This is a genomic window from Acidicapsa acidisoli, from assembly GCF_025685625.1.
Taxonomy (GTDB): domain Bacteria; phylum Acidobacteriota; class Terriglobia; order Terriglobales; family Acidobacteriaceae; genus Acidicapsa; species Acidicapsa acidisoli.
The window spans coordinates 849,561-874,431 of the sequence record NZ_JAGSYI010000002.1 but is presented as its reverse complement, the minus strand read 5'-3'; the positions used below and the strand labels follow the sequence as shown (position 1 = coordinate 874,431).

Below are 24,871 nucleotides of genomic sequence, written 5' to 3'. Positions count from 1 at the left end.
GTTAAGGAACAAACTTGTATCCTGCCCCGTAGATGGTGAGTAAATGGCGGGGGGTCGCCGGATCGGATTCCAGCTTTTGACGAAGCTTCAGGATCTGGTTATCCACGGTGCGGGTAGTTGGATACGCGTTATAGCCCCAGACTTCGTTGAGCAAGACCTCCCGGGTAAGAACTAGCTCTGCGTTTTCAATAAAGAATTTGAGCAGTTTGAACTCGTGAGAAGTGAGCACAACAGGATTACCAGCTCGCCAGGCGGTCATACGCTTGAAGTCGATCTCGCAGTCGGCGAAGCGATAGGTCGCGGCGGTCCTCGGCTTATGCTGGCGGCGCACGGCAGCCTGCACCCGCGCGGTGAGTTCGCGTGGGCTGAAGGGCTTGGTGACGTAGTCGTCGGCGCCAAGCTCAAGAAGGAGAACCTTGTCGACGACTTCGGTGATCGCGCTAAGTACGATGACGGGCGTATCGATTGAAATGCTCTTGAAGGTTTGGCAGAGCTCGCGGCCGGAGATCTGGGGGAGGATCAGGTCCAGGATGACGGCAAGCGGATGCTCGAGACGAAAAAGGTCGAGTGCAGTCTGGCCGTCCCCGGCGACGACGACGGTGTATTGTTCGTCGGCGAAGATTCTGCGGAGCACCTTTTGCAGTCGTGGGTCGTCCTCGACGACGAGGATTGTGCCGCGGCTGTTTGCAGCCAGAGACGTCTCTTGCATGCCGGGTGCCATTTCCAGATCGTTGACCATGTTGTCTGCAGCCTCTCTTTCTCTATTGTGTGCCCTTCTGGGGAACTCTGGAGCTATTTTGTAGAAAAGAACGGCTTAAAATTACAATCCGGTGACATTTCCCGGTTCCCCAGCACGCCGATGAGAACGATGCTCCACCCACGCCTGGATGACGCCGGGGTTAACTGCGGTCAAGGACACCTCGGCAGAGGATGCGCTCCGCGTTACCACCGCCCACTCTCGCGAAGATGGATCGAGCGCATTCAATGCTTGTACATCTCCGGCTCGCCAAGGCTTCCGGCTGGTAGAAGATGCCGAATGTGGGCTGGACGCGGATGGCTAGTTCACCACGTGCAGTCTGAGTTGCATGGATCCGTGTCCTGAGCCGCAGAAAACGGAACAATGACCGATGAATTCACCGATTTTGTCAGGGGTGAAGCCGATCTGCGCGGTGCTGCCCGCGCGCGCGTTCAGATCAACATGCAGGTCACGAAAGCGAAGCCCGTGCGCGACATCCGCACTTTTTAGAACCAGGATAACCGGTTCGCCCCTCTTAAGCGTGATCGTGCCAGGATTGTAGTTGAAGCGGCTGGCTGTGATTTCGATGCGTCTTGGCGGAGCCTGAGCGCGTCCTGCCGCAGGAACGATTCCGGCTAATGAAGCTGCGGCAAGCAGCACCTGCAGTAGGAATCTGGGCTTCATCAGTGCTCCTTGTGTGAGTGTGGTGTTGCGGACATCCAGTCATCTCACGGCTAAGGCGATGGGATGACATCAATGTGCCGATTGCTGGCTGTACTGAGATGACTGTATCTACTGCTGGATTCGGAGTTGTCATCTGTCGGTCAGGCATTTGTCATTGTTCTGTTTCATCGTTCTGTTGTGCGTCGCGCGGTCATCCAGGGCCAACACGCGATGACATTCAACTGACAAAGAGCAGATGATGGAAAGACATGCTGCGATGCGCATCCGGCTAGAGTTATGCCATGTTACGTCGAATACAGTCTTGTCTTCGGTCTGATAAAAAGACGATAGCGATTGCCGGCTTTGTCTTCCTTTGTGTGGCACACTCAGCGTCCGCGCAGGATGTGCCCTTGATTTCGGGTGGCGGGGGCTTTCTTACCAGCACAAATGGCGGAAATACGACTTACTTGCCGATCCTTGAACCGCTGATCGCGGCGCCGCTTGGGCCTCATCTGCTCTTTGAGTCGCGAGCAGCGTTGACGGAGAGCTTTTCTCCGAACGGCGATGGGCAGCCAGGATACAGTCACACGCACTTCGTCGGGCTTACCTATATGCAGGGAGATTACATTGCCTCGCCACATCTGACCGTCGTGGGCGGGAGCTTCCTGATCCCGTTCGGTACTTACAACGAGCGGCTATCGCCGGTGTGGATCAACAATCTACAGGATGGACCGCTGATCGCCAGCCTGGGCTTGATGTCGACTGGCACTGGTCTAGGTGGGCAGTTGCGTGGTTCCGCGATTGCTCGCCATTCGTACTCGATCGATTATGCCGCTTATTTTTCAGCCAGAAGCGGGAACGAGCAATTCAATTCTCAGCGTTCTTCAGGAGGACGCTTAAGCCTCTATCTGCCGAACAAGGGACTGGAGGTTGGGCTCTCCTACAATCGCCTCCTGCAGGGCACGCATGAGAACTTCTATGGAGCGCATGTGTGGTGGGAGCCTGCGAATACGGCCTTTCGGCTCCGTTCAGAGTTTGCCCGTGGCCATCATGCACAGGGCTATTGGGTTGAAGCGGACTACAGGCTGCAGAAGTTTGGCGGGCTGGACAGCTGGGCAGGGCGTATTGAGCCCGTTTTTCGCATTCAGCAGACCTTTCGGCGCGACACCATCGTGAGTGATGGCCTGCCGCTTACCAATACGCAGCGGGTCGACTTCGGGCTCGACTACAACTTGCCTCACAACGTGAGGATTCTGACCAGCTACTCACGTCAGTTTTCTTCTTCCGGTAACCGCAATATCTGGGAGACGGGCGTAGTGTATCGCTTTCTATTCCCGACATGGAAAGGAAAGATGGAATGAGTCGCAAACATATTGCAACCGGTGTCGTGGTGCTTGGCGCTCTCTTCATTCCTATATTGACTTCGCTGCATGCCCAATCTAAGACGGCAGTGCCGGCCGGTCAAAAAGCCGCGACCAATGCTAAGACTGTTACACAGCCTGAGGAGGAAGGCCAACGTGTCTTTGAACAGAACTATTCGCGTTGCCATACTGCTCCGGAAGGCTTCTCGCCGCGAATCTCTGGCACGATTGTGCGTCACATGCGGGTGCGCGCAAACCTCAGCCGGGAAGACGAACAAAAGCTACTCAAGTTCTTTAATCCGTAAGGTGTAGATCTACAGCGAGCACTGGGCGCGATGCTGATCACCAGCAGCATCCTGCCCGGAACTGCTTTCCTGCGGTTGTGTCATGAGCAGTAGAAAGAGCATGGCGCTTACGACCGCTCCAACGCCCAAACCGACGAAGACTGGCGGATAACCGAAGCGTGTGAAGAGCAGGCCGGCTGTAGCAGTAGCGCCCGAGGAAGCCAACGCGTTGAGAAAGAGCGTCATCGACGCAGCCGAACTTCGTTCTCCATCCGGCGTTGCGCTCATGAGCAGGTTGTAGAGTCCGGGTGAACTCATCCATTGCGCTGCTGAGAAGGTGAGATAGAGCACAACAGCAAGGCGAGCTTCTGTTACGGCAGCCATGGCCCAGAGCAAGAGGGCTGCGGCAACCTGCATTGCCGCGATGCCCTTGACCAGTCCCATTGCACGGAAGACCATCGGCGTAAGCAGACCCATGCAGAGCTGCACTACTTGTACAACGGAAAAGAGCAGGCCGATCTGTTCCATCGGGATGTGCAGATCGCGTGCAAGATAGATATTGGCGAAGGGTGTAAACGCAGCCAGGAGCGCGGACCAAAGCGCCATGCAGAAGAGGAAACGCGCAAGAAATGAGCGAACTGGAGGCAGGCGCAAGCGGTCGATCCACGAAGCATCTGGATATGCCGTCTTTTCCTCTGGAGATGTCTCTGAAATTTGCTCCGGTATGCGGAGGCGAAACAGAGGAAAGAGTCCAAGCAGGACGGTAACGGAAGCTGCGAGGAGGATAAACCGCTTCACATCGACAGGCTGCATGGCAACTCCCGCCATAGCGAGAACGTTACGAAGATATCCGCATACGATGCCGCCGAACATGCTGGTGCCGACACTTACCGAGAAGATGAGGCTGAATGCGGCGGTGCGGTTCTTTTCGGTCGTGAGCCGTGCGATGGCCGGAAGAAAGCAGACGCCCCAGTTGCTCATTGCCAGGCCGGAGACAAAGGCAAGACCGATCTGTGCCGGCTCCCATATCCAGAAGACACGAATCGCGTGCAGAAGCGGTGCAACGAGGAAGAGTACGGTGAGTACGCGCTCGATGCCAATGCGCCGGGTGAGGGCTCCTGCAGGCAATGTCCCGACGACCGAGCCCAGAGTGAGTGCTCCGCCGATCCACCCGATTTGCCGTTCATGATAGCCGCAGTCGAGAAGGTAGAGGTTGAAGAGGAAATAGTAGACAGCGAAGCCCGCGTCGAAGAAAAATGCAGCGGAAAAGAAGACCCAGTAGCTGCGGCTGAGCTGTTTGTCACGCATCCATCCCGAAGGATCTCTCCAGAGCGACGGAGTCATCGCGTCGGGCGGCGCGGAGTCAATCGACAGCTCGATCATCGCCCATCCCCGACCAGTCCTCGGAGTAGACTGATAGCGTCGTCGAGCTTCGTATAGCGAAGCTCATAGAGCGGTGCAGTCAGTAGCCGGTCAATGGCCTTGTGTTGCACAGCACGAGTGTCCACGGAGCCAAAGAGCACCTCACGCATGGATTTGCGCGCAGCTTCCAGGCTGCCGGGGACGAGCTGCGGTGCCCGGTCCCAATTGCGGTTGAGGAAGACTATGGCATCTATGCCCATTGTTGATGCGCGCCGGATGTGTCTCATCGGTTGGGTGGAGAGCTCGATGGAGGGCTTGCCTGCTGCTCGCGGCGTGATCTCAAGCCCTGAGAGTTCAGGGAAGAGCTCGACAGCAGTGGGACGAAAGCGTACCTGGTGGCAGTTGCCCGTGACGCGACGTCCGAAGCCTTGATCGAGCAGAAAGCAGGCATCGTCACTGGTGTAGGTCCAACCGGCACGGGCGCACGCGTAAGAGAGCGTTGATTTGCCCGCGCCGGAATCGCCGCACAAGAGCACCCCGCGGCCGTGCAGCCCCACGCATCCGGCATGTATTGGCGTGGTGTACCGCGTAGTAATGCAGCAGGCAGGAACTCCGAGGAGGAAGTATTGTGCATAGAGCGGATTCCGCAGTGCAGCCTGTGAGATCACGATCGAAGCGTGGGAGCGCTCGAGATCGACGATGCTGTAGTTGTCAGCGTCCGCCGAACCAATCATGAGAGGAAGGATGAGCCTGTAAGCAGGGGCAGGAGGGCAGACGTTTGCATCGGAGGTGACAACCTGGACATCCGCACGAATGAGATCCGTCGTGTGTTGCTTTTCGAACATTCCCCACATGGCTTCGTATTGACGCAGAACGTCGGCCGAGTTGGTCCTGATTTCAATCGGAAAGCCATATGGATAAAAAATGCTCCGCAGCGTGAGTCTGGGACCCTCCAGCGGGTGCCGGGGAAATTCGGTTGTCGTTGGTGCACTAACGGAAGTGTCGCATTCAATATCAGGTTGTTGTACCATTTGTATCCTTGATCTCCATAGGCTTGATCTTTATAAAGAAGAGTGTTAGCGAGCTATCCTGGGCTGTAGCTATGTCCCGTATCAGAACTGTAGTTTTGCTGCGAGCTGCAAGATGCGCGGGTTGGATGAAGTGCTGGTGATCTTGCCAAAAGTGCTGCTGGCAGATGGATTCACGAGCGTGGGGTCTGTGTAGCCAAGGCTGGTATTAGGGTTGCCAAACTGTGGTGTGTTGGTGAGGTTGAAGACCTCAGCGCGCAAGCGGAAGCTTGTGCCTTCTCGGACAGGGAACGAACGCTCGACTGCGAGGTCGATGTTGTGCTGGCCCGGACCGCGCACGAAGCCCACGCCGCTGTTGCCGAAGTCCTGATCGGCGAGACTGGTGCCATTGGGCGCCTCGGGTGCCCGGGTGAATGCTTTGGGATCAAGATAGCCGTTGAGGACTCGCGAGTAGAGCGACCCGTGGGTCTTGGGATTGCTGCCGGTGCGTTGGGCTCGCACCTCGCCACCGAGCAGGCCGTAGACTGAGCCGGCGTTGCCGTCAAAAACACTGAGCGGGATACCGGATTGCACGACGCCAATGCCCGAAAATTCCCAACCGGAGAGAATGCGGCGTGCAAGAATCGGCGTGTTGGCGAAGCTGGGAGTGGTCCAGACAAAGTTGATCACAGCCCTCTGGTCGCGATCGGTTCCCGCAGGACCGTAGGAGGCGTGACGCAGGTCATGCTGGTTGTTGGTGGGTAGCTGCAACTCGAAGAGGTCAGTTCCGACTTCGCCGTTGACCTCGTCAAGGTTTTTGGACCACGTGTAGCTTGCCTGGAGTTGCAGGCCCTTCGAGAGATGCTTGACCAAACCCGCTTGTAGCGCATTGTAGTTGCCGACGAAGACAGAATCGGTGAAGAGCGAGCCCTGGCTTACTCCCTGGATGGGCATGCGCGCGGTGACATTGTTGATGGAGTTGTTGGTCTGTCCGTTGATGGGAGCCTGAGGGCTGGCGAGCGCGGCCTGATCGAACTCGACCTGGCCAGAGCGATGCGTGGACTGCGTGCCGACATACCCTGTCTGCAAAACATAACCGTGTCCAAGCGCGTACTCGATATTGAGGTTGTATTCTTGGGTACGGCCGTCGAGCATGCCGGGATTCGTGCCTTCAATGAACGGTGTCGAGGTTGCTGTGCGTGGCGTGAAAATGGGGAAGGCTGAGCTGGACGGCACAACGGGAACAAAGGGATTCTGCAACGTTGCCGCACCGTTGGGAGCGCCGGCCACGATCTGGAGAACGGAGAACGGAGCCTGCGTGAAGGTTTGCTCGGCGAGGTTGCCGGAGTGCCGGTCGAAGTAGACGCCGTAACCTCCGCGCAGGACGAGCGCTGGCTCGTGCGTAGGTTGCCAGACGAAGCCGAGACGTGGAGAAAGATCACCGTGGGGCGTGCGGTAGAGGCCAGGGAACGAGGTCCGAATCAAGCCCTGCGGCAACATACCGGAAAAGTTCGAAGGCAGCGTGAAGCCGCTGTAAGTCCCCTCCGGCGACACGGGACCAGTGGCCGCAATATCGGCGTTAAAGTTGGCGAGGCGGCCGTCGGTCTCCGTGGGGGCACCGAAGATCTCGTAACGCAGCCCGGCGTTGAGGGTTAGACGAGGCGTGAGCTTGATGTCGTCCTGCACAAAGAACGCAGTATCGGTGTAGCGCTCGTTGCGTCGGAAGATGCCCGCGCCAGCAGTGCTGTTGCTGACGTTGCTGAGGCCGAAGGGGCTGCCATTCTGTGCCGCGCTCTGGCCGAGCAGAAAGTCATCGAAGGTGCCGATCTGGAGGAGTCCATCGGTTTCGATCGGTGTATTGGCATCGATCTGGTGGCGCTTGAACTCCGCCCCGAAGCGCATGTTGTTGCGACCCTCGGTCAGGGCCACGGTGTCCTGCCAGATGAAGGAGTTAGTCACCTGCCATGCAGAGGGTGTTCCTGCGTCGCCGATGGTGAAGCCGCCCACGGTGAGGCCCGGCGCATTGAGTCCAGCACCGACGGCGCCGGTGGGCGTGCCTTCGCTGATGGCCTGGGCGGTGAGTGGGTTCTGCACTTTGGACATGCCATCGAAGCGCATGTAGCCAAAGCGTGCGACATTCACAAAGTTGGCGCGCAAGACATGCGTGTCGGCAAGCACAAACATCGTATTCCGATTGAGCTGGTCCGTACCCCAGCCGGGGACGTTGGCGGCGTTCGGCGAGAAGGGCTCTGTTGTTGGCGTTCGGGCATAGAAGAAGCGACCGGCAAGCGTGTTCTTACCGGTAAGGATCTGGTCGATGTTAGCGGTGGCCTGATCCTCGCGGAAGCGCGCAGGAATGGCGTAGGTCGACTGACCCATCGGAACCTGATCCGAGGCGTCTTGGCCGGTATTCGGAATTGGAACCTGAGGACTGGGCACGGCGAACTGGCCGTTGGGTAGTTTGGCGTTGAGGATGGCCACGGCGACCGGGTTTATGTTGGAGCCGTCGCATGCGACCTGCGTGCCTCCGGCCAGGGTCAGATATCCCGTAGCTGGCTGGCCGGCATTGTCGAGGTGCCCTGCTGGACAGAACTGCGCACCCAGCGTTGCAGCGGACCGGTCCGAGGTAAGCAGAGGCAAAATCGGGTGCTGCTCGACGCCTAGGCCATTCACTTCCGTCAGGCCCTGGTATGAGGCGAAGAAGAACGTGCGATCGCGGCGGATCGGTCCGCCGATGGCGCCGCCGAACTGGTTGTGTTTCAGGTCCGGCCGAGGCTGTCCATCAAGCTCTGAGAAGAAGTCATTCGCGTTGAAGATTGTGTTGCGCACAAACTCCCACGCACTGCCATGAAAACTGTTACTACCGCTCTTGCTGACCAGGTCGACATTTGCGCCTGTACCTCGTCCATAGCCGGCATCGAAGTTCGCGGTCTGCACGCGGAACTCCTGGATCGTATCTGGCGCGGGAATCGCGGTGCCTGCGTCGGTTTCGGCGGCTGCGGCGGAGTTCTCCGCAAGATTGTTGGCGTCGATCCCGTTGAACTGGATGTTGTTGGCGGTAGGCGTGGCGCCATCGGAGGCAACGTTTTGCGTGCCGCTGCCTAACGCTGTGGCATCCGGCAAGTCAACGACAACTCCGGGTGAGAGGCCGAGGATCTGCGTATAGTTTCTGTTTGAGAGCGGCAGGGAACTGATCGCAGTTTCGTTGACGAGGCCGCCGAGCGTTGAGCTCTCCAACTCAACGTCCTCTGCGGCGCTGTTGACCTGCACCGTCTGCGATTCGGAGGCGATGGCAAGCGTGAGGTGCACCGAAGTGGTCTGGCTTGCCGTCACCTGGACCGCATCGAGAGCCGTCGTCCCGAAGCCGGTCGCTGTGCTTGAGAGTGTGTAGTTACCCGGTACGAGTAGAGAGACTTCGAAGAGGCCCTGAGAATTGGAAGCCACTGACCGGGACTGATGCGTCTGTTCGTTGACGGCGGTTACGCTGGCTCGGACAACAGGGGCGCCTGCCGGATCGAAGACCATGCCGGAAATGGCGCCGGTGCCAGGAGTCTGTGCTGTTGCAGGGAAAGTCTGTGCGAACAGGATTGCAAATAACAGAATGGCGTAAAGCCGTAAGCATAGAATTCGCGTGATTGCTCTCGATGAGTCGTAGGTTCGTTCAATCGCCATGATCGCGAGTATCGTCTGGCGCGGGGCATGCAGTTGTTATCGATTTGTCATTCGTTTGTCCCGATTCATGGGATGCCAGCTTGCCTTACTCTCATTGGCACAAAAGGCACTGGGCACGCCGCGATCGAATGGTCTTGCATCCCCGAATAAGAAAAAACAGTCATGGGGAATTCAATACGAATCGTTTTAACCGCAGGCCACCTGGTTTCGTCCGGAGAGCTTGGCAGAGTACAGGGCCTGGTCCGCTAACCTCACCAGTTCAATGGAAGCCTGACCGCTGATTGGTACTCGGACCACAACCCCGAGGCTGACGGTTTGCACTCCGCACGGGCTGGCGGGATGCGGCAAACCGAGTTCAGCGACACGTAGCCGAATCTCTTCAGCAACCTGTAGAGCACGCGGCTCGGTTGTGTCGGGAAGGATTACCGCAAATTCCTCGCCGCCGATTCGCGCTGCAAACGCCCCTGCCGGTTCCACGATGCCAGCGAGCACTTGCGCAATGGAGCGCAGACATGCGTCTCCGCCGAGATGACCCACGTGGTCGTTGTACTGTTTGAAGAGATCGGCATCGAGGATGACAAGTCCCAGATGTTTGCCGTTCGAGAACCCGTCGGCAAACGCGTTCTCGAGCTGAAGATTGAAAGCCCGCCGGTTAGGCAGCCCCGTCAACTCGTCCGCGTGGGCTAGTTTGCGATAACTGGCCTCGCTTGCAGCGAGTGAGTTCTTGAGTTCCTCTTTCTCCTCCAGAAGCGCCGCTACCGGAAACATCGTGAAAATTGCGACCGCCGCAAATAGTTGCGCAATAACGATCCTGTGCAGAAGCATGTGTTGGCCGACGATGAGCATCAGAGGGCCGTGTCCCTTCACGGTGAAGCCGATGGCCATGAGGGTAACGAGGAAAATGTTGACTACGGTGCCAGGCAGTCCCAGGCGAAAAGCCACGAGGAGGAACGTAGGAAACATCAAGAAGATCAGCGGATCTCTGCTGTGTGTGAAGACCAGTACGGTCACAATCATCGGGTGGGAAAGAACGAGCAGCGTGTGAGGTAAGTGCCTGGCCTGGAACATCGAGAAGAATGCCGGCCGCTGCACCATGATGACCAATGGCGCGAGCACCGCCATGCCCAGCAAGTCCCCGAGATACCATGTCCGGAACATCTGCCACCACGGCGGTCCCGGAACAAGGAGTAGGGTCCACCAGGCTCCGAGTGCGCTAGTCAGCGCGGTCGCCCCCACAACGGAAATAACCAGAAAGCCAACAAGTGTCTTGCGCTTGGAAAGATCCAGAGGCGAGTCAAACCACAGAGTGAGCAGGAGGCATGAAGAGACAACCTCGACGGAGTTGGCAAGGGAAACACCAATCGCCAGCCGGAAGGGATCGCCGTAGAACATATCGGCAAAGGTATCTGCGGACAGTCCAATCAAGAAGTAGGCCAGCCAACGGCGCCGCGGCTGCGTGATGAGAAGACCGAGGATCAGTCCATTGGAGAGCCAGATTGTAGCGACTCCCTCGGATTGATGCGAAAGCACGATGCCCAGCCACGAACTGAGGGCTGCGAGCACAAAAACCCCAGCGAGACGAAACAGGGCAGCACGATTCCAGGAATCGCGCTGCCAACACCCCTGCCATATCTCTTTCACCAACGTGCTCGCGTTCATTTCAACTCCGGCAGAAGACATAGAGGGATGCCCCTGCTGAGGGATTGCATCTTGAGCCGGGTTTGTCGAAGAGGCGAAGGAAGTTACCACGAGACGAAACCTCAAGAGCATTCATGCAGCATGCGTGCTTTGTGGAATTGCGATGTTCGGGTACAGACCAGAGTTTACAGGTTCCGCCGCCACCTGAGGAAGGTATCAATAGCTCTTCGCCCTTCACAAAAGCGTCACAAAAATAGGTAGGCCCCGGAGTTTTCCTCAGGGAGCCAGCGGATTCAGAGAAAACGGGGATTGTACGAGCATTTTCAGTTCCCGGGCGCTCTATTTTCGTCCAGGAATGATACCTCTAATATCACAGTCCAGAGCCACGGCCGAGCGCGAGCCCAGCACGAGCTCAGTTGAATGCGGGATTGAGATAGGGCGTGGAAGGGCGAGGTAAGTTCCAGATTGCGACTATTCGGAACTTAGCCAGGCAAAATTTGTGCGCAGGCGATTTCGCTGCTGAATCGTTTCTATTCCTCTCGCAGTGTCGTTGCAGGATCTATCGAAGAAATGCGAAGAATTGGTACGATGCTGGCGATGGCAGTTACAACAGCCAGTATCATTGCAACGGCCAGTATCGTGGTCAGGTCATAGACACCTACGCCATAGAGGACGCTATGCATAACTCGCAAAGCTCCTGCACACAGGATCAAACCCAGAATGAGGCCAAATCCCGAGGATTCAATTCCGGGCGCTCCGATATGGAGCATGGCTTGGCGAATCGTCGACCCGAGAGCAAGGCGGATTCCGATTTCGCGCGTCTTCTGCCCGACCATGCTGGCCACGAGCGCGAATATTCCAACAGCACTCAGCAGTAGTGCCAAACCTGCCATTGCGCTCAATAGCGCCACCTCTACGCGCTGCGTCGCGAGGGTCTTCGTCTGCAGGTCGCGCATACTGTAGAAGCCAGAAAAAGGAAGGTTGGGTGCGGAAGTAGCAAGTGCACGTTGCATCTGCGCAGTAAGTCCTTCGACCGGCGCAGCAGTTCGAACGATCCAACTCGGTTGAAACCAGACATGGACCATTGAGAGTAAACTAACCGCCACTTGAGTTGCCGGAATGTATATGGTTTCTTCACCGGCCAGAGGAGCGGCTACGTCGATACCGGGCGCCATCGATACATCCGCTACAACTCCCACTATCATGGTGTCTCGAAGATTCAAGTGGCGGCCGACGGGGTTTGCTCCATGAAAGAACTTGCGCACGAATGCCTGATTGACGATTGCCACATGCTGCGTATTCGCGTCATCAGCCTCGGTGAAAGATCGCCCCGAAAGAACAGGGATCTGTAGGGTAGAAAAATAACCCGGTGTTACGTATATCTGGTCCGCCATCGCCTTTTGCCCGATCTCTTTGCCGTCTCCGATGGTGATTCCACCCATAATCACAGAGCGCTCATACGGCAACGCGAGGCCGACTGCCGCATCCTGCACACCCGGTATCTGACGCATGGCTGCCGTGCTTTCGGACAATAGCTTTTGGAACGTGACCGGATCGTGAAAACGGATATCGTCAAGGGATGCTTTCGCCGTCATGACTCCGTTTGGATTGAATCCAGGCGGAAGCGTCTCCAGGTGAATCAGCGTGCGAATCAACAAGCCAGAAGCGGCCAGCAGCACGACGGTAAATGAGACCTCTGCGATAATGAGTGCCTGGCGCACACGCTGATGATGGTTTCCTCCTAAGCTGCGTTGCGCCATCGACGAGCGCAGATCAACCTTGCGAATCACGAGCGTCGGGAGCATGCCGAATAGAACGCTGGTACAAAGCGATAGAATCAGCGTAAATGCGAGCACGCGACCGTCGAGAGGAACATGCGCGACAGGAAGAAAGTGGTCAGGTAACAACTGCAGCAGGCATCTCAGACCAACGTAGCCCACGCAGATGCCAGCCACGCCGCCCCCAATCGCCAGCAACAGGTTTTCGATCCAGAATTGCTGTTGAATCTGCCACCGAGAAGCTCCAAGCGCGAGGCGAGTGGCAATCTCAGGTATGCGCCGCATCATGTGCACCAGCGTCAGTCCCGCAAGGTTGGCGCAGGCAATCAGCAGGATCAATCCAGTTGCCAGCAGCAACGTCAAGGCCTGCGGACGCAGCGCCGCCGCCTGACCTTTCTGAAGCGGCACAGAGTAGTAGGTCACTTGTGCGCCTGGGTCGTCCTCCAGTTCGTAGCGGCTGGCACGCTTCAACCAACTCCGGTTGATCTCGGCATCCGCTTCCTGCCAGGTGGCGCCGTCGCGCAGACGGGTGATGGCTTCGAAGTTCGTACCACCGCCTTCCCCATCGCGCGCTGCTTGCAGCGAGGTATAGATGTCAGCATTGGATGGAGTCGTAATATCTGGTGGCAGTACGCCGACAACTGTATAGGTCTCACCTTTCAGGAGAATGGTCTTCCCGATAAGATTGCGATCGGCGCCGAATAGGCTTCGCCATAAGTTGTCGCTCAGGATGGCGCTCTTAGGGCCGTGAGGACGGTCCTCGTCCTCAGTGAAGTTGCGTCCCAATGCCGGTTGAATGGCCAGAACGTCGAAGTAGTGCGCGGAGATTCGAGCGTTGTGTACATATTCCACATTGGAGCCCGCTTGAACGTTGACGCCCGAGGCTCGTATTCCAGAAGCCGCTGAGATCAATGCGGGAACGTTATCGCGAAGCAACACCCATTGCTCGCCATTGATATGATGACGCTCGTCCGACGGCTTTGTGCCTGTGATGCGGGTGTAAATGGTGCCCATTCGCTCGGGCTGAGAGTAGGGAAGACTCTTCAACATGAGCGCGTTCACGACAGAAAAGATCGCTGTATTTGCACCAATGGAAAGCGCCAGCGTAAGGATCGCCGTCGCCGTGAACCCGGGGTTTCGCCGCAACTGGCGCAAGCCGAAACTTATATCCCGTGAAAGGCGTTCCAACCGTGTGCCGGCGCGATGATCGCGCACCGCCTGTTTGACTTGCTCGATCCCGCCAAATTCAGCCAGCGTGATCCGGCGAGCCTCGGAAGCGGGTATCCCCGCGGCAATCTTCTCCTTTACAGCTATATCGACATAAGCACTGAGTTCCTCGTCGAGTTGGCTCTCAACCTGTTGCTTCTGTGAGAGATTTCGGAAGAGATTCTTGGCGCGGGACCAGACATTCATCAGTTGCCCCCTAAGTAGACTTCAAAGCGTTCTCCATGGCAATTGCCACTTTCGACCATTCCTTTGTTTCGACCCGAATTTGTGCGGTGCCCGACTTAGTCAGCCGATAGAATTTCGCTCGCCGGTTATTCTCCGATTCACCCCAATACGAACTCAGCCATCCCGCTTCCTCCATGCGATGGAGCGCTGGAAATAAGGAGCCGGGCTTGACGAGAAATGTCCCCTGCGTAATCTGCTCAATCCGGCGCGAGACTCCTAAGCCGTGAAGTTCTCCAGAGACGAGAGCCTTCAAAATCAACAAATCAAGCGTGCCTTGAAGAAGATTTGTTTGAGAATTGCTCATGCAGAGAGTCCTATCGAGAGACTATATGAGTATGCAACTCGTCCTACAGAATGTCAATAGGAGAATTGTGCACGAGGTAACGTGCCCGCTGGACCACCTATCTGCCGCCAGAGTATCTAACTCGAATTTCTACATGGTTGTCGTGGGATGGTGAGGGCGTGCCTACGCGAGATCAAACAGCAGAACTTCTGCTGCGTCCGGACCGGAGCCGACTATCTTCAGCTCCAACTCTTGCTCGATCGCACAGGCATCTCCGGCACCGAGAGCCTGATTGTTGCATCGGACGGTCCCTTTGACGACATGAACCCATGCGAAGCGCGCAGCGGCCAGCCTATGCTCTAACTCCGTGCCAGAAGTCAACTCAGCGACGAACATTCGAGCGTCCTGTCTGATTCGCACTGCTCCAGGCGCTTCTTCCCCGGAGGCGAGAAGCTTGAAGCGATTCCGTTTCTCTTCCGGGTCGAACTTCACCTGCTCATATTCAGGCTCTACGCCAGTTATCTTCGGCACGATCCAAATCTGAAGAAAGCGAACCGGATCGGATTCCGACCCATTGAATTCGCTGTGTACAACGCCTTTGCCTGCCGACATTCGCTGGATCTCGTTCGGACCGAGGACTTCCCCATGTCCCATACTGTCCTTGTGCGCCAGCTTGCCATCAAGGACATAGCTCAGGATCTCCATATCGCGATGGGCGTGTGCACCAAAGCCTCTGCCAGCCGTCACGCGATCGTCGTTAAGGACGCGCAGAGAACGAAATCCCATATGAGCCGGGTCTTTGTAACTGTCGAACGAAAAGGTATGGTACGAGTCAACCCATCCTTTGTCGCTATGGCCCCGTTCTTCGCTCTTCCGTATCGTAATCATGGCTGTATTCCCCATCTGTCGCGCATCAATTGCGGTTGGAGCGACCAACCGCCGCTACCAATCAATGTGCGACCAATCCATGTTTGTCGGTTGCGGCGACCTTTTTACTCGCAGCTTCCGCCGTCGAGAAGCCCAGCTTCTTAAGCGAAGAGCGCAGCAAAGCCCGCTCAGCTTGCGTGAGAACCGAAACTACGGCCTCCAGCTCCTTTGCATGTCTCTCATAAAGCTCAGAAATAAATCCGTGTCCCTCGGGAGTGAGTTCGACCATCCTGATACGCCGATCGCTCTCGTGGTTTTTCCGCAGCACGAAGCCGCGCAAATGCAGACGGTCCACAGCGGATGTCATGGAAGCATTGGCAAGCAGAACCTTGTCTCCAATGGCGGAGATTGTCATGGGTCCCTTGTGCAGAAGGACCTCAAGCACCATGAAGTCACTCAGGCAAAGTCCCTCAGCCTCGACACAACTCTCAATAAAGGACGCAAATGATTTGTAGGCCCGCGCAAGCACCACCCAAAGCTTTGGTCCGGTGGTTGAATCCGCATCGCTTTCCTTCGTCCGACGAACGCTCATTGTCGTTCAGATGTTTCGGTGTCGAAGCATGATTCGACATTCGTTCATATTTTTTCCTCAGCGAGCCTTTCGCCGATCTGCGTCATGAAGGCAGGAGTGACCACCTGATTCGCTGGCTGCTGGCTGAGTAACTGAAAGCCCGCCCGTTGCAGCGCTCCATGCAAATGGGAAACGGACTTCTGCTCAGCATCCCCGCCAAAGACATAGGCAACCTTAGAGAACGGACTGCCGGCCTTGGAGAGTAGCAGAAGGCATTGTTCGATCTCGCCAAGGGCTTCCGAGCTACCAGTCTCCAGCACTACGGCGATGCCTTCGGCCCAGCGCAGATCGTCTGCCTTGAGCCGTCCATAACTCTTATGCGCCAGTTGTGCGGTCGGCTGCGGATCGAGATGCCGCAGGCGGATATTCGCTCCTTGATGCACCGAGCCAAGCCCGATCGCCAGGGCGAGCCCTTCGGTGTCTTCCTGCGTGGCCTCAAAGAGGACAAGGATGTTTTGCAAGCTCTTACCCTTCCTTCTACCTTCTTAATGCAGACTAGCGCGGATCGGCGGCAAGCTCGCCGAATCCAGCTCCATCCCGCCGCACAGCTTTTAAGGTAGCGGAATTGTCGTGTTTGAATCTTTTATTTCGATATCGAATCTTATGATAGCGAAGGAGATTTGAAAATGCCAAGCCCAATCGTTGGATTGCATCACGTAACCGCCATTGCGGGAGACCCGCAACGCAACCTCGACTTTTACACCAAAGTGCTCGGACTCCGGTTCGTCAAGAAAACAGTGAACTTCGACGATCCCGGGACGTACCACTTCTATTTTGGAGATGACGCCGGAACACCGGGCACGATCCTCACGTTCTTTCCGTGGGCCGGAGCTGCCCGGGGTGTAACCGGCGCCGGTGAGGTGACGCATACCGCCTTCAGCGTTCCACCCGCATCGCTCCCTTATTGGGTAAACAGGCTGGTTGAAAAGGGCGTGCAATTGGAGCAAACGGAGACCCGCATGGGAGAGACGGTGCTCATCTTCAGCGATCCCGATGGAATGAAGATCGAACTCGTCGGACACACGGACACTTCGGACGCGAAAGCTCCTCGCTTTGCGGACGTGCCTGCCGAACACGCCATCCGTGGCTTCTTCGGAGTCACGATGCTCGAACGGGACGCTCGTCAGACCGAAGACGCGCTCGGGCTGCTCGGCTTCCGCAAAGTCGCCGAAGAAGGCAATCGGCTACGTTTTTCGGCAGAGGGTGATGCGCTGGGCAACCACATCGATGTCGTTGTCAATCCGAAGGCGGCTCGTGGAAGGCTTGGCGCCGGGACCGTGCATCACATCGCATTTCGCGCGGCCGACGACCAGGCGCAACTGGAGTGGCTAGACGTGATCCGCAAGCATCTTCACAGCTCGCCCGTGATGGATCGCGACTACTTCCGCTCTATTTACTTCCGTGAGCCGGGCGGTGTCTTGTTCGAACTGGCGACCGATACACCGGGCTTCGCCACCGATGAACCAATCGAATCTCTCGGTGAGCAGCTTCGAGTTCCGAAATGGCTGGAGCCGCAGCGTGCACTTATCGAAGAGCGCCTTGCTCCGGTTGTTCTCCACAAATCAGAGAAATTAGGGAAAGAGGTACTCGCATGATTTCTGATCCGCATGGTAACGGAGAGGTGATACATTTCGGCGCACCTCTCAAACAAGCTGCGCTGGCCGTCGTGCTGCTCCACGGGCGCGGCGGCTCGGCAGCGGACATACTGGGCCTGGGGCAGGCAATCGGGGAACCGGAAGTGGCCTATCTTGCGCCGCAAGCGAAAGGGAACACATGGTATCCGCAGTCGTTTCTCGCCCCCAGGCAGGCCAACGAGCCATTCCTTAGCTCAGCTCTCGCCAAGGTGAACGCGGTGGTCCGATCTATCGAAGAGGCGGGAATTCCACGCGACCGCATCGTCATCGGCGGATTTTCGCAAGGCGCCTGTCTTTCGACGGAGTTTGTGAAGAGCTTTCCCTCCCGCTACGGAGGCCTGATCGCTCTCACCGGTGGATTGATCGGACCGCCCGGCTCAATCCGGAGCGATCAAACCAGCTCCGATCAAATCAGCTTAAGGAGCGCTGAACTCGGAGGTATGCCCGCCCTCTTCGCCAGCGGAGACCCCGATCCGCACGTCCCCTGGTCAAGGGTTGAGGAGTCTGCGGCCATTCTCCGCGACATGGGCGCGGAAGTGACGACCAGGCGTTATCCCGGCCGGCCTCACACCGTAACAGCGGAAGAAATCGAACTCGCTCGCGAGCTCATCCGGAGTGCCATCGGCTGATCTAGTCATAGCGGAGGCTCCTCTCCGCTTGCCTAAACCTCATTTCTGGCACACTATGGACCCTGCGTCGCATATTCCCGTTGGGAAGCGCAGGGTGATTTTTGGCTAACTGGAGTCTGAATTCGCCGCCAATCGCGGAAATCGATGTTCTCTGGATCACCGCCGGTCTGGGCTGCGACGGAGATACGATCGCCATGACTGCGGCAACACAGCCGAGCATCGAGGACATAGTTCGAGGTGCGTTGCCGTGGACTCCCCGAGTGAACTTCCATAATCCCTTTCTGTCTTCCGAGGTCGGGGACGATTTTTTGCGCCGCTTCCACCTGGCTGCGGAAGGCAAACTAGAGCCGTTCATTCTCGTAATCGAAGGCTCTATCCCCAATGAAAACAATAAAGCGGAGGGATATTGGGCTTCGCTGGGCACGGATGCAGCCACAGGCCAGCCCATTACCACCTGCTCATGGATTGACCGGCTCGCTCCTCATGCCTGGGCCGTGATCGCCGTGGGAACGTGCGCTACCTACGGCGGCATCCACGCCATGGAGGGGAATCCGACCGGGTGCATGGGGCTGCCCGATTACCTCGGGTGGCAATGGAAGTCCAAGGCCGCCATTCCCATCGTCTGTGTGCCCGGCTGCCCGGTCCAGCCGGATAATTTCATGGAAACCCTGCTCTATCTCCTTTACATGGCCGCAGGGCGCGCGCCTATGATTTCTCTCGATGAAGCGCTGCGCCCCACCTGGCTCTTCGGAAATACGGTCCACGAGGGATGCGACCGTGGAGGTTACTACGAGCAGGCGCAGTTTGCAGAAGAGTACGGATCGCCATTATGCATCGTGAAACTGGGCTGTTGGGGACCGGTGGTGCAGTGCAACGTTGGCAAGCGCGGCTGGATGGGAGGAATCGGCGGGTGCCCCAATGTGGGTGGAATCTGCATCGGCTGCACGATGCCGGGTTTTCCCGACAAGTTCATGCCCTTCATGAACCAGCCGCCCGGATCGCTGCTTTCTTCGTCGGCAGTGCAGACATACGGGCGGGCGATTCATGCACTTCGAAAGTTCACACAGGCGTCCCTGAACAAAATACCGAGTTGGCGGCAGCGAACCGCTCAACCAGCCAAGTAGTACGGAAGGCAGAAGTTCATTTCGGTTGAAGCAACCAAAAGTTGATTGCCGGAACCGAATGTATTTGGACGGAATGTACTTAGGCGGAGAGAACCGTGGCATCATCTCAGCAGACCGGCTGGGGAAACCGAGGTCCTCACTTCGAGGAATTTGCGTCTTCTCCCGAACTCGTTGACGCGGAAGCGATCCTTCTCAATCTGGCGAGTGTCTTCAGCAACGCGACTGAGGAAGCGGCCTCCATATTTGTCCAAGTCCCTCCAAGTGCGTCGCCGCTGCCTTCGAGAGACGCTCCAGATTCCAATCTCGAAGCCAAATACCGCGCCCTGCTCGAACAGATTCCCGCCGTCGTTTTCATGGCCTATTTAGACCGCGGGGTCAGCGAGGCCTATGTCAGCCCCGAGATCGAGGCAGCACTGGGATACTCCCGCGAGGAGTGGCTGGAAGACCCAGTTCGCTGGTATCAGCACATTCATCCCGACGACAAACAGCGCTGGAGCACGGAAGCGGCAAGCATGTTCTTATCAGGCACGCCGCTCCGCTCCTCTTACCGGGTGATTGCGCGCGATGGCCACGTGGTCTGGTTTCACTGCGACGCGCGAATGGTGAGGCGGGCGGACGGGGAGCCGTGGTTCATTCACGGCGTTGCCTTCGATATATCCGATCTGAAACGCACCGAAGAGGCTCTGCAACAGGAGCGGAACGTAGTCTCCGGTATCCTGGACACGGTCGGCGCCCTGGTCACCGTCTTGGACCCGGAAGGCCGTATCGTGCGCTTCAACCGTGCCTGCGAACTGACGACTGGATACTCCTTCCACGAAGTTCGAAACAAATGCATCTGGGAATGCTTCCTGTTACCCGAAGAGGTTGAGCGCTTCAAGGCTACCTTTGCGGAACTGAGTGCCGATTTACTGCCTCGCGACTTCCGCAGCCACTGGGTGACGCGCTACGGCGCGCGACGGCTTATCGCGTGGTCCACCACCATGCTGCCGCAAATCAATGGCACACCCAACTACATCATCGCGACAGGGATCGATATCACCGAACGCGAGCAGTTGGAAAAAGCGCTGGTGAACATCAGCGCCCGAGAGCAGCGGCGCATCGGGCAGGACTTGCATGATGGCCTGGGGCAGCACCTGACCGGTATAGCCTTCATGGCCAAGGTGCACGAAGCAAAACTGGCTGAGAAACAATTGACTGACGCAGCCGATGCCGCCAAAATCGTGCGCCTGGTCAATGAAGCCATCCACAAGACCCGCGAACTGGCCCGAGGTTTGTTGCCTGTAGTCTCCGACGCGCGGGGACTGATGTCGGCCCTGCAACTCAGGGCGGCAGAAGTTGAGGATCTATTTGGGATAACCTGCCGCTTTGAGTGCAGCAGCGAAGTCCTGATTCACGACGATGCCATGGCCACTCACCTTTATCACATTGCTCAGGAAGCGGTGAACAACGCCCTGAAACATGGCAGGGCTCGCAACATCCTGCTCAGTTTGACGGCCGAGAATGGCTGGGGTACGCTGCTTATCCAGGACGACGGCAGTGGAATCTCCCTCATTCATGGAAACAGCCATGGCATGGGTCTTCACATCATGAACCATCGCGCCGGCATGATCGGCGGCTCGTTGGAGATCGCACAGGCGCCCGTTCAGGGAACGGCCGTAACATGCATATTCCCCATCAGGTCCTATGGATAGACACATGGCGGCAACCACCATGAGCGAGGGATTCAGGCATCAGGGCAAGAAAGCTGTCTTGGTTGTAGACGATCACCCCCTCATGCGCCAGGGGCTTGCACTTCTAATCAATCAGCAGCACGATATGGAAGTCTGCGGCGAAGCCGAGGAAGCGCAAGCCGCGATGCAGGCCATCGCCCGGCATCGACCGGACATTCTCATCCTGGACATCTCGCTCAACGGTCCTGACGGCCTGGAATTGCTCAAGAGCATTCGCGCCTCCGACCCTGGCCTGCCTGTTTTGATTCTATCCATGCACGATGAAGCGATTTATGCCGAACGCGCACTACGTGCCCGCGCCAACGGCTACATCATGAAGCAGGAGGCTTCGGAAAAAGTTCTGGTAGCGATTCGCCGCATCCTCAATGGCGACCTGTATCTGAGTGACCGCATGTCCAACAAGATGCTGCAGCAGTTCATCGGTGGCGCCCCATCAATGATTCAGTCGCGCATCGCCGCGCTCTCCGATCGCGAGTTGGAAGTCTTTCGCCTGATCGGCGAAGGCCGCGCGACCCGCGAAATAGCCGACGAACTACACCTGAGCATTAAAACGGTCGAGACTTACCAGGCTCACCTCAAAGAAAAACTCGCACTGCGCAGCGGTCGCGAACTGATCCAGCACGCCATTCAGTGGAAGATCAACGAGAAGTCAAGCTGAGTTATCGCAAGTCGGACTTTCCTTTGAGACTCCAATCCCGCAGGATGCTCGCGTATCTACACCCAGTTACAAAACTCCCTGATATTAGTATCAGGAATTCCCCTATCTATCTTTGAGCAACAAGTATGAGCGCAGAATAGGGTCCATCCCGCTTGCGAGCCTTTCCTCGCGTCTGTTCCGATAACTGGGTTTAAGGAGGGGTGTTTTCCCGCTGTCTCTCCTGAGCGTGAACGCAGCTAAAGCCCACTGTGCGCTGACGCAAACCGGGAAAATTCGCTTACATCATTCGGACTTATCGTTCCTGAATTTATTCGCGATTGAGTTGCGTTTTAGGCGGATGCCGCGCGGTGTCGCCTGCAATCTACATGCAAGACCAGCCAATATCCGAAAAGGAGAATCCAGGTTATGACACCAGAAGCAGCTCCTTACGGTCGAGTTACTCAGAAGAAACCCGCAGTCGCGGAACTGCACATCGTGTGGATCACCGCAGGTCTGGGGTGTGACGGAGATTCCGTTTCCATCACAGCGGCCACGCAGCCAAGCATTGAAGACGTCCTGTTGGGCGCAATCCCGGGGCTGCCAAAAGTGCATCTGCACAATCCCGTGCTTGCCTATGAGAACGGCGATGACTTTCTGAAATTCTGGTATGAGGCAGAGGCAGGACGACTCGATCCCTTCGTGCTTGTCGTGGAAGGCTCCATCCCCAACGAGAAGATCAAGAAAGAAGGCTACTGGGCGGGCCTCGGAACCAATCCACTTACTGGTCAGCCCATCACCACCAATGAATGGATCGACCGCCTGACTCCGAAAGCACTCGCCGTCATCGCCTGCGGAACATGCGCTACATACGGCGGCATTCACGCCATGGAAGGCAATCCCACTGGCTGCATGGGGTTGGCCGACTATCTCGGTTGGGGCTGGAAATCCAAGGCTGGCCTGCCGATCGTGAATGTACCCGGCTGCCCGGTGCAGCCGGATAACTTCATGGAGACAGTGCTGTATTTGCTCTATCAAGTCGCTGGCCTGGCCCCGATGATTCCGCTCGATGACCAACTGCGGCCCACATGGCTCTTCGGTAAAACAGTGCACGAGGGATGCGACCGCGCAGGCTACTACGAGCAGGGTGATTTTGCCACGTCCTACGGTTCGCCGAAATGCATCGTCAAGCTCGGATGCTGGGGGCCTGTCGTGAACTGCAACGTCCCCAAGCGCGGCTGGATGGCCGGTATCGGCGGCTGCCCCAATGTTGGCGGCATCTGCATCGGCTGCACTATGCCGGGCTTCCCCGACAAGTTCATGCCATTCATGGACGAGCCTCCCGGCGGCAAACTCTCAAGCACCGCGGTCGGCGTCTACGGCACGGCGATTCGCGCCCTGCGCTCCATGACCAACGCCACTGTCAACAAAGAGCCAAAGTGGCGGCATCCACGCGCCGAACTCACCACCGGCTACAAGTCCAGTACGTACTAACTGAGCAAAGGAGACACTACGATGGGCACGATTACCGCCGCGCAAAGAGAAGACGCCGCCCAAACCAGCCAGTTAGTCGAGATGAACTGGGATCCAATTACAAGGATCGTCGGCAGTCTGGGTATCTTCACCAAGATCGATTTTGGCAAGCGCAAAGTTGCCGAATGTCACAGCACTTCGTCCATCTTCCGGGGCTATAGCATCTTCATGAAGGGCAAGGACCCTCGTGACGCCCATTTCATTACCAGCCGCATCTGTGGAATCTGTGGAGATAACCACGCCACCTGCGCCACCTATGCGCAGAACATGGCCTTTGGCGTCCGCCCGCCAGCGATTGCCGAGTGGATCGTCAACCTTGGTGAAGCCGCCGAGTATATGTTCGATCACAACATCTTCCAGGACAATCTGGTCGGCGTGGATTTCTGCGAAAAAATGGTCAAAGAGACCAATCCCGGCGTATGGGAGAAGGCAGAGCGCACTGCCGCGCCTCACGCTGAACTGCACGGCTACCACACCATCAGCGAGATCATGACCGCGCTCAATCCATTCACCGGCGCATTCTATCGTGAAGCACTTCAAGTGAGTCGCATGACGCGCGAGATGTTCTGCCTGATGGAAGGCCGCCACGTTCATCCGTCTACGCTTTATCCCGGCGGCGTCGGCACAGTACCAACAGTGCAACTCTTCACCGACTACATCGTCCGCCTGATGAAGTACGTCGAGTTCATGAAGAAAGTCGTGCCGTTGCATGACGATCTCTTCGACTTCTTTTATGAAGCCCTCCCCGGCTATGAAGAAGTGGGTCGCAGGCGCATTTTGCTTGGATGCTGGGGCTCCTTCAACGACCCCGAAGTCTGCGACTACACCTATGCGAACATGACGAACTGGGGTCGCGGCATGTTCGTTACCCCAGGCGTTGTTGTCGACGGCCAGTTGGTTACGACAGATCTCGTGGATATCAATCTGAACATTCGAATTCTGCTCGGCAGTTCCTACTATGACGACTGGCAAAACTCACAGACCTTCGTCAAGCAGGACCCGCTGGGCAATCCCGTCGACCAGCGTCACCCCTGGAATCAAAGCACCTTCCCCAGACCTCAGAAGCGCGACTTCAAAGAGAAGTACACATGGGTTATGTCGCCTCGCTGGTACGACAAGCGCACCGGCGACTATCTCGCGCTCGATACCGGCGGTGGACCTATCGCGCGTTTCTGGGCCACGGCGCTGGCCGGAATCGTCGACATTGGCTATATCAAAGCGACAGGTCACAGCGTCAAGATCTACCTTCCCAAAACCACTTCGCTGCCAGAGGTCGAGTTCGAGTGGAAGATCCCCAAGTGGAGCAATGCCATCGAGCGGGATCGAGCGCGCACCTACTTCCAGGCTTACGCCGCGGCAGCAGCGCTTCACTTCGCCGAGCAGGCCCTGGCCGAGTTGCACGCTGGCCGCACGCGCACATGGAACGAATTTAAGGTGCCTGAGGAAGCAATCGGCTGCGGCTTCCACGAAGCGGTGCGTGGAGTTCTATCGCATCACGTCGTAATCCGCGATCATAAGATCGCCAACTATCATCCTTACCCTCCAACTCCCTGGAACGCCAACCCGCGCGATTCCTATGGCACTCCGGGCCCGTATGAGGATGCTGTGCAAAACACTCCGATCTTCGAAGAAAATGGTCCGGATAAATTCAAGGGCATCGACATCATGCGCGCAGTGCGCAGCTTCGATCCCTGTCTGCCCTGCGGTGTGCACATGTACCTCGGCAATGGGAAGGTACTCGAAACACACCACTCTCCGATGTTCGGCGTTCAGCAGCCGTGAACTGTCTATCTGCAGAACGTGAGCGCGTGCTGTTGCAGCCGCGCTCACGCCTGAGCGAAAGTCCTAAGGGG

The 24,871-nt window shown here is 57.1% G+C and carries 20 protein-coding genes; 9 read left to right on the top strand and 11 right to left on the bottom strand.

The features are described from left to right. Position 1: 1 nt before the first annotated feature. On the bottom strand, positions 2-739 hold the full coding sequence (locus OHL23_RS13650; protein ID WP_317891684.1) for a response regulator transcription factor: 738 nt from the start codon (positions 737-739) through the stop codon (positions 2-4). A gap of 318 nt (positions 740-1,057) precedes the next feature. Continuing rightward, positions 1,058-1,420: a cupredoxin domain-containing protein gene (locus OHL23_RS13645; protein ID WP_263352446.1), complete on the bottom strand. Its 363-nt coding sequence runs from the start codon at positions 1,418-1,420 to the stop codon at positions 1,058-1,060. 383 nt (positions 1,421-1,803) lie between these two features. Here OHL23_RS13645 and OHL23_RS13640 point away from each other — a divergent pair, with 383 nt between their 5' ends. Together OHL23_RS13640 and OHL23_RS13635 are read left to right on the top strand one after the other, a co-directional pair. Beyond that, entirely contained in the window at positions 1,804-2,760 is a 957-nt protein-coding gene (locus tag OHL23_RS13640) for a hypothetical protein (RefSeq protein ID WP_263353240.1), read from the top strand. Next, positions 2,757-3,065, top strand: coding sequence for a hypothetical protein (locus tag OHL23_RS13635; protein ID WP_263352445.1), 309 nt, complete (start codon positions 2,757-2,759; stop codon positions 3,063-3,065). Before OHL23_RS13640 ends, OHL23_RS13635 begins: the two co-directional genes overlap by 4 nt. 9 nt (positions 3,066-3,074) lie before the next feature. On the opposite strand, the gene OHL23_RS13630 is transcribed toward OHL23_RS13635, so the two are convergent. The 9 genes from OHL23_RS13630 to OHL23_RS13590 form a co-directional block, all read right to left on the bottom strand. After that, a complete protein-coding gene (locus tag OHL23_RS13630; RefSeq protein ID WP_263352444.1) occupies positions 3,075-4,427 on the bottom strand; it encodes an MFS transporter in 1,353 nt (450 codons plus the stop codon). Further along, positions 4,424-5,251 carry a phosphoenolpyruvate carboxykinase (ATP) gene (locus OHL23_RS13625; RefSeq protein ID WP_263352443.1) on the bottom strand — a complete coding sequence of 276 codons (828 nt, stop codon included), beginning with the start codon at positions 5,249-5,251 and terminating at the stop codon, positions 4,424-4,426. The genes OHL23_RS13630 and OHL23_RS13625 overlap by 4 nt, the downstream gene beginning before the upstream one ends. Positions 5,252-5,518: 267 nt before the next feature. After that, positions 5,519-9,085 (bottom strand): TonB-dependent receptor, encoded by a 3,567-nt coding sequence (locus OHL23_RS13620; RefSeq protein WP_263352441.1) that lies wholly within the window; start codon positions 9,083-9,085, stop codon positions 5,519-5,521. A gap of 186 nt (positions 9,086-9,271) precedes the next feature. Beyond that, positions 9,272-10,744 carry a GGDEF domain-containing protein gene (locus tag OHL23_RS13615; RefSeq protein ID WP_263352440.1) on the bottom strand — a complete coding sequence of 491 codons (1,473 nt, stop codon included), beginning with the start codon at positions 10,742-10,744 and terminating at the stop codon, positions 9,272-9,274. A 509-nt stretch (positions 10,745-11,253) separates the two neighbouring features. Next, the gene (locus tag OHL23_RS13610; RefSeq protein WP_263352439.1) at positions 11,254-13,914 is read right to left on the bottom strand and encodes an ABC transporter permease; all 2,661 of its coding nucleotides are present in this window, start codon (positions 13,912-13,914) and stop codon (positions 11,254-11,256) included. A gap of 10 nt (positions 13,915-13,924) precedes the next feature. Continuing rightward, on the bottom strand, positions 13,925-14,257 hold the full coding sequence (locus OHL23_RS13605; protein ID WP_263352437.1) for a PadR family transcriptional regulator: 333 nt from the start codon (positions 14,255-14,257) through the stop codon (positions 13,925-13,927). A gap of 162 nt (positions 14,258-14,419) precedes the next feature. Continuing rightward, positions 14,420-15,124, bottom strand: a complete 705-nt coding sequence (locus OHL23_RS13600) for a pirin family protein (protein ID WP_263352436.1) — start codon at positions 15,122-15,124, stop codon at positions 14,420-14,422. 61 nt (positions 15,125-15,185) lie between these two features. Next, entirely contained in the window at positions 15,186-15,695 is a 510-nt protein-coding gene (locus tag OHL23_RS13595) for a MarR family winged helix-turn-helix transcriptional regulator (RefSeq protein WP_263352435.1), read from the bottom strand. 44 nt (positions 15,696-15,739) lie between these two features. Next, positions 15,740-16,195, bottom strand: coding sequence for a hypothetical protein (locus OHL23_RS13590; RefSeq protein ID WP_263352434.1), 456 nt, complete (start codon positions 16,193-16,195; stop codon positions 15,740-15,742). 165 nt (positions 16,196-16,360) lie between these two features. On the opposite strand from OHL23_RS13590, the gene OHL23_RS13585 reads away from it, so the two are divergent. The 7 genes from OHL23_RS13585 to OHL23_RS13555 all read left to right on the top strand — a co-directional run bounded on the left by OHL23_RS13585 (position 16,361) and on the right by OHL23_RS13555 (position 24,800). Continuing rightward, positions 16,361-17,329 carry a ring-cleaving dioxygenase gene (locus OHL23_RS13585; RefSeq protein WP_263352432.1) on the top strand — a complete coding sequence of 323 codons (969 nt, stop codon included), beginning with the start codon at positions 16,361-16,363 and terminating at the stop codon, positions 17,327-17,329. Continuing rightward, positions 17,326-17,997 (top strand): alpha/beta hydrolase, encoded by a 672-nt coding sequence (locus OHL23_RS13580; protein WP_263352430.1) that lies wholly within the window; start codon positions 17,326-17,328, stop codon positions 17,995-17,997. Before OHL23_RS13585 ends, OHL23_RS13580 begins: the two co-directional genes overlap by 4 nt. A gap of 101 nt (positions 17,998-18,098) precedes the next feature. Beyond that, complete coding sequence (locus OHL23_RS13575) at positions 18,099-19,121, top strand: NADH-quinone oxidoreductase subunit B family protein (RefSeq protein WP_263352429.1); 1,023 nt, start codon at positions 18,099-18,101, stop codon at positions 19,119-19,121. 95 nt (positions 19,122-19,216) lie between these two features. Next, the gene (locus tag OHL23_RS13570) at positions 19,217-20,812 is read left to right on the top strand and encodes a PAS domain-containing sensor histidine kinase (protein WP_263352428.1); all 1,596 of its coding nucleotides are present in this window, start codon (positions 19,217-19,219) and stop codon (positions 20,810-20,812) included. 4 nt (positions 20,813-20,816) lie between these two features. Beyond that, a complete protein-coding gene (locus OHL23_RS13565; protein ID WP_263352427.1) occupies positions 20,817-21,509 on the top strand; it encodes a response regulator transcription factor in 693 nt (230 codons plus the stop codon). A gap of 405 nt (positions 21,510-21,914) precedes the next feature. Then, the gene (locus OHL23_RS13560) at positions 21,915-22,979 is read left to right on the top strand and encodes an NADH-quinone oxidoreductase subunit B family protein (RefSeq protein ID WP_263352426.1); all 1,065 of its coding nucleotides are present in this window, start codon (positions 21,915-21,917) and stop codon (positions 22,977-22,979) included. A 21-nt stretch (positions 22,980-23,000) separates the two neighbouring features. After that, positions 23,001-24,800 (top strand): nickel-dependent hydrogenase large subunit, encoded by a 1,800-nt coding sequence (locus tag OHL23_RS13555; protein ID WP_263352425.1) that lies wholly within the window; start codon positions 23,001-23,003, stop codon positions 24,798-24,800. Positions 24,801-24,871: the final 71 nt, after the last annotated feature.